We start from the raw sequence: 5,374 nt of genomic DNA, 5'->3' as shown, positions 1-5,374 counted from the left end.
AACTCAATCAAGGATGAGCCAGAGCCTCCAAAACAAAACCCGCTCTGATGTCCCAAATTATCTGACGACGGACAGTTCCGCTAGCTTGAGGTCAAACCTACCTTGAAACCGCCGCAATTGCGCCGCATTCTGTAGGTGCAGCGCAATTCGAAATCCGTTTCGCGCCAAAAACGATAGCCACTGGACAGTTGCAGCATTCTGAGCAGAAAGGCCTAAGGCAAGCATATGTCTACGATTACCGTGACGTTGCAGGATGTAAACGGTGACCCATACACAACGGGCTCCAATATTAACATCACCACCGGCACACAGTCCGGTGCGGTGTTCAACGAAGCATCAGGCACGGTATCTCTCAGTACCGTGGTCCAGAATGATACTGTCACTATCAACGGTTACACCTATGATTATGACTATCTCGGCGCGGGAGATGTTCGTGGTGACACAGGGCAACCTGCAGCTTTTATTCGTATCGTGTCGGCACCACCGGGAGCACCAATCTCGGCGGGCGCAACCTATGCCATCGACCTCTCGGGACAACCTGGAGATCCAGACTACCCCAACCTCCAGAATGGCAACACCAAGCTCTCGGTTTCGGATCTTGACACTTCAACTCCCGTCCAGTTTCCTGGCATCCCCTGTTTCGTGGCTGGTACGCTGATTGAGTGTATTAAAGGCCCTCGACCGGTGGAAGACATCGAACCCGGAGACCAAGTTTGGACGTTGGACGACGGCTTTCAGACGGTTCGATGGACCGGAAATGTCGAAGTATCAGCCGAAGGCAGGTTCGCTCCGATAGAATTTGCATCAGGGGCCATCGGAAACAGAGTGCCGCTCAGAGTGTCACCACAGCATAGGGTGTTGGTTCAAGGCTGGCGATCTGAACTTTATTGCGGAATGGACCAAGTACTTGTGGCCGCATGTCATCTAGTATCCGGAACCGAGGTGAGGCGAGTTTCTGGAGGGCGCGTGCGCTATGTTCACCTACTGTTCGATCGGCACCAAATTGTCGAGACGGACGGGGCCCTGTCGGAAAGCCTCTATGTGGGCACGCAGAGCATGAGCTTTTTGCCTGATGCAGCGGTCGTGGAGCTTCTGGCTCTGTTTCCCGATCTGGAAAACCGCATTGATAGGGACCCAACCGTGCGCAGCGTGGCGCGGCGCAATGAAGCAGCGCTGCTGATTGCCGTATGAATTGGCCGGAGCCACGGAAACCGACGTTCGCTACAATACGCGGAATCAAGCAGTTGGGCTCGAAGGAGCCATGCGGCGGCGCGGCACTACCCAATGCGTTGAGCCCTGTCTGACCGCCGCTCACGGCCCAGACCGGCCATTGACCACCGCCTCGCTCCGCCGCGGTGCGGCCCGTCGAACCTGCCATTCGCTGCGCCTGCGAAATCACGCAGCCCGGCGCACCGCACATCGCGGATATTGCGAATACCCGACACAAACCATCAGATGTCGTAGGCCAGCCCGGAGCGGACATGATGCGAAACAGCAGAGCCCATCAGAGCGGACCTTGATGCGGAGTCAGTCGAGCGGCTGATGTGCAGGACAAAAACACCAGTTCGCTGTGGCTGCGCCAAGGTCTGCTTTTCCGAATGACAACCAAGTTTCGTGTTCCGCCAGCGGCAGCACTCACGTCGTCGCGACGAAGGGTGCCGTGCGCACTGTTTCCGCGTCATTCAGAATTGCGACCATGTGGCTGGCCAACTGAACTGGATCCGCTTTGAATGCGGCAGGACCCTCTTCAGACGTTTCAAAACGCCCAGAGGCGATTGCAACCTGTGGTGGACGGAGGATTGTCCAATCTAGCTGAGAAGCGCATAGAGCGTTGTGCTCCTGTTCCTTGTCCCAATATCCCTTGCCCCCCATAAGGCGCAGCATCAGACGCATTATTCTCCGCGGAAAGCTGAGCTTTTCGTACCCTAGTCGCAACCCTGCGCCACCAACAGCAACTATACGTTTGACCCCGGCGTTTTGCATCTGTTCGATCAGTTCGGTCATTGCTTTGGCATACTCGCCGCTGTTTGGGGCGCGTTTCATTGGCGGGCCGATTGTCGACATGACTGCATCAGCTCCATCAAGGGCTTGTGCGCGCGCATCCGCATCAAAGTAGTCACCGACAATTATGCTGACCTGATCAGAGCACGCTGCGATCTTTTCAGGCGACCGCACAAGCGCTGTAACGCTGTGATTTGCTGCCAGTGCTTCTTGCAAAAGCGCCTGTCCCACCGTGCCGGTTGCTCCAAATATGGCAAGCTTCATGCCCGTGCCCTGCGCCACGCCAGCGCCATGACAACAAGGGCCAAGCCGCCAAGGATCAACCCTGCGATTGCACCGGGGCCAACGTTTCCGAAAGCCGAGAGGAAAACGGCATCATGCAAATTCAAGAACGCCATCCCAAAAGCGCCAATCAGCACAGGCTGGGTTGTGCCCTTTATCGCACCGTAAAGGGCGATCAGTGCGAGGCCGAGTTGTCGCGCCAAGAATGCCCCTGCAACTGATCCCAATGATGCGGCCTCTCCGGTCAGGTTAGCCAAGCCCGGATTGGCCGAGGTGTTCATATAGGCGGGCAGCGTAAAGAGTAGCATCACAACGGCAAGAAGGCCCAGAAGACCCCGTACAACGTATCCATGTTTGTCCTGTGTCACGGTCTTTTCTCCAATTATCTCTCTAGAGAGATATAATTATATCTTGTTGTCCGCAAGTGATTCCGGCCAATTTGTGGGAACCTTTCAGGGGAGAACATCTTTGCCGAAGGCAAAACCAAGACCTTGGTCGGTCACACCAAACACCACGACCCGCATCGTCTCGGGGCTGTTTCGCAGTCGCAATTTCGTCTGGGACAGCGACAGTAAAGTGGCGGCTCGATTTGGCGTTTCCTGGACACAATTCTTGGTCTTGCGTGCATTGCGCTTCACAAATGACGCATTCACGATGAGCCCAACAGAGCTGTATGCGGCCACTCAAGCCAGTTCGAGCGGAATGGCGAAGATGCTTCGGGGGCTGACGGAAAAGGGATTGGTGGAACGATTGTCCAACCCGCAAGATGCCCGAAGCAGGCTTGTCCGGCTTACAGTGAAAGGGGCAGACATGGTTGAGGAGATCATCGATCAACTGGTCGCGACGAACACAGAGCTTTTTGCTGACGTTTTGCCAGAGAATGATCGAGTCAAATTGGCGGAACTGCTGGAACGACTAAGCAGTTCACTGGAAGAGCGTAAAAAGCAAAGCTGACATTGGCGTAGCCCGCAGCATCAAACAGATTGGGCTCTCACCCAGCTTTCGCCGCATGCTACACGAACGGCCGCTGTCGGGAAACGGGCCAAACTTTGCAAATTCCGCTCCCTGCGCATTGCGCCAGTTCGGCCGCGGCGCGCTTTTCGCGTGGAGCTGCCTGTCTGCCAGCTGCTGCCGTGCAGCATGAGGCTCTGGGGAACCGCCCCTTAGCCTGGCAACTGCCGCTGTTCCAGCGTCTCGTCGTTGCCGTCCGATTTCATCGCATCGGCGATCAGATGCTCGACCGTCTCGTTGAAATAGGCGGTGAGCTCCCGGTGCAGGGTGCGGAATTCTTCGGCCACCGTGCGTTCGAAGCTCGCCTGGCGCACCCGGACCATCACTGTTGTGCGCCGTTGACGGGGGTAGCGGTAGGGACGGATCCCGTGCTTGCGGCACAGCGCCACGAAGATACGGACCGACCAGACATCTGGCAGGGAGTATTGCAGCTCGATTTCCGGATCGCCGCCATCGTTGGCATCCAACGAAAGCCTTGCCTGCAAGCGGTCGCGCGCCGCGCCAGCCGCCGCCCGCTCCCCGGCGGTCGCACCCCGCGCGAACAGCGCTTCTAGCTTTGTCAGCTTTTCGCGGATGTCCTGTTTACCGGCCATTGAACCCCCTCCGATCTACCCGCGCTATCAACGCGATGCCGCGCGCGCGGTCAAGGAGGGCAATCGCGAAGGCCGCCAACGGAGCCCATGAGCGTTCTTCACTCCGGTCAGACCCTGTGCCAATCTGCCGTCGAGTTAGGGGAGGTGTCATGGCCCGCGAGCCATCCCACAAGTGGGCTTTCAAGTCCGGCATGCGTGCAGGCGCCTTTGGCTGGCGCGGCTCGGCGAAGGCGGCCAAGCGCCTGAAATCGGCAAGCGCCGAGATCATGGCCTTGCACCGCACCGACCCGGTCACCGCAGCCGAGGGCGTGGTTGTGCTGGCGGAACGGATTTGGCCCGCCTTCGAACATATCGACACGTCCTCCGGCGCCCTCGGCACGGCGGTGCGCCGGACCCTTGACAAGCTGCTGCCGGTCCTAATCGACGCCCCGGCCGACGAGAAAACACGCGCCAGATGGATCGAACGGCTGCGCACTGCGATCCTCGACGATGGCGTGGACTACCTCGCCCCGATCTCGGATCGCTTCGGCGAAATTGCCGCCTTTCCTGCACTGATGAACGCGCATGCGGACCGCGACCTCGATCTGATCCACCATGCTTGGTCGGATCACGCGCGGTATTCCCACATCCCGTCGGCAACCCTCACGCTTTCCTGCCTGCTCGAGGCCGGGCAATATGACGATCTGCTCGACCTTCTCGCCGTGAAGAAGACGCGGCTGTGGTTCGATGAGAAGTTCGGGGCCGAAGCCATGCTGCGTCAAGGGCGTGTGGACGAGGCGCTGGCTCGCGCCGAGGCCCTGTTGGAAGGCGATCGGCAGCCTTGGGGCCATCGCGATATCGCACGTTTCTGCGAAAATATCCTCGTCCGGCAAGGCAAGGCAGAGGAGGCCTATCGCCGCTTCGGCCTGCCCTCGGCCGCCGGAAACACCTGGCTCGCAATGTGGCGCGATCTGGTGAAACGCTACCCCGAGCGCGATGGCCGCACGGTTCTGGTACACCTGATCGCGCTGCACGGACGGAAGGGCAAGTGGTTTGCCGCCGCCAAGACGGCCGGATATCTGGATATCGCGCTCGACTGCGCTGCGGATTTCGAGGCCGCCCCTGCGACCCTCATCCGCGCCGCGCGGGATTTCGTCGAGAAGGAGCCCGCCTTTGCCGCGCAGGTGGCGCTGCACGCCATCACGCATCTTCTCGCCGATCGCGGGTTCGAGACAAGCCCGCTCGATATCGACGAGGCGGTGTCACACCTCATGGCGGCGAGCCGACGGATCGACCGATCGGCCTGGGCCCTCGAAGAACTGCACCGCCTTCCGCAACGGAAAAACCAGAACGATCTCTTGACCCAACGCCTTCGCTCGACACTTGCGGACCTCGAGACTGGCGCCCGCGATGTTGGCGACTGAGGTAAAGTCGGCCCACATGTATGTACCGGCTGCTGTCCGCAAATGATTTCTAGCATGTTCTCGGAAGTCGCTCATATGTATCCG

6 protein-coding genes are annotated in these 5,374 nt (G+C 58.9%); 3 read left to right on the top strand and 3 right to left on the bottom strand.

Annotated features, from left to right (window positions below):
* The first annotated feature begins 225 nt into the window (after positions 1 to 225).
* Positions 226 to 1,191 carry a Hint domain-containing protein gene (locus ACROHD_RS20705; RefSeq protein ID WP_432680338.1) on the top strand — a complete coding sequence of 322 codons (966 nt, stop codon included), beginning with the start codon at positions 226 to 228 and terminating at the stop codon, positions 1,189 to 1,191.
* Positions 1,192 to 1,635: 444 nt separating this feature from the next.
* On the opposite strand, the gene ACROHD_RS20700 is transcribed toward ACROHD_RS20705, so the two are convergent.
* Both ACROHD_RS20700 and ACROHD_RS20695 read right to left on the bottom strand, forming a co-directional pair.
* On the bottom strand, positions 1,636 to 2,265 hold the full coding sequence (locus ACROHD_RS20700; protein ID WP_432680337.1) for an NAD(P)-dependent oxidoreductase: 630 nt from the start codon (positions 2,263 to 2,265) through the stop codon (positions 1,636 to 1,638).
* Positions 2,262 to 2,651 carry a hypothetical protein gene (locus ACROHD_RS20695; RefSeq protein ID WP_432680336.1) on the bottom strand — a complete coding sequence of 130 codons (390 nt, stop codon included), beginning with the start codon at positions 2,649 to 2,651 and terminating at the stop codon, positions 2,262 to 2,264. Before ACROHD_RS20695 ends, ACROHD_RS20700 begins: the two co-directional genes overlap by 4 nt.
* A gap of 100 nt (positions 2,652 to 2,751) precedes the next feature.
* Between ACROHD_RS20695 and ACROHD_RS20690 the strand changes: the two genes are divergently transcribed.
* Positions 2,752 to 3,237, top strand: a complete 486-nt coding sequence (locus ACROHD_RS20690) for a MarR family winged helix-turn-helix transcriptional regulator (protein WP_432680335.1) — start codon at positions 2,752 to 2,754, stop codon at positions 3,235 to 3,237.
* A 209-nt stretch (positions 3,238 to 3,446) separates the two neighbouring features.
* Here the strand turns inward: ACROHD_RS20690 and ACROHD_RS20685 are convergent, their stop codons facing one another.
* On the bottom strand, positions 3,447 to 3,887 hold the full coding sequence (locus ACROHD_RS20685) for a hypothetical protein (protein ID WP_432680334.1): 441 nt from the start codon (positions 3,885 to 3,887) through the stop codon (positions 3,447 to 3,449).
* Positions 3,888 to 4,036: 149 nt separating this feature from the next.
* On the opposite strand from ACROHD_RS20685, the gene ACROHD_RS20680 reads away from it, so the two are divergent.
* On the top strand, positions 4,037 to 5,290 hold the full coding sequence (locus tag ACROHD_RS20680; RefSeq protein WP_432680333.1) for a hypothetical protein: 1,254 nt from the start codon (positions 4,037 to 4,039) through the stop codon (positions 5,288 to 5,290).
* Positions 5,291 to 5,374 lie beyond the last annotated feature (84 nt).

The sequence above is a fragment of the Nioella aestuarii genome, from assembly GCF_050896395.1.
Classification (GTDB): domain Bacteria; phylum Pseudomonadota; class Alphaproteobacteria; order Rhodobacterales; family Rhodobacteraceae; genus Nioella; species Nioella aestuarii.
Note: the sequence above shows the minus strand (reverse complement) of the source record. Positions and strands in the feature narration are given on the sequence as shown.

What these genes read in the sequence shown, in the direction of transcription:
- ACROHD_RS20685 (WP_432680334.1), bottom strand. Translation starts at nt 3,887, where the DNA reads ATGGCCGGTAAACAGGACATCCGCGAAAAGCTGACAAAGCTAGAAGCG.
- ACROHD_RS20680 (WP_432680333.1), top strand. Translation starts at nt 4,037, where the DNA reads ATGGCCCGCGAGCCATCCCACAAGTGGGCTTTCAAGTCCGGCATGCGT.
- ACROHD_RS20705 (WP_432680338.1), top strand. Translation starts at nt 226, where the DNA reads ATGTCTACGATTACCGTGACGTTGCAGGATGTAAACGGTGACCCATAC.
- ACROHD_RS20700 (WP_432680337.1), bottom strand. Translation starts at nt 2,265, where the DNA reads ATGAAGCTTGCCATATTTGGAGCAACCGGCACGGTGGGACAGGCGCTT.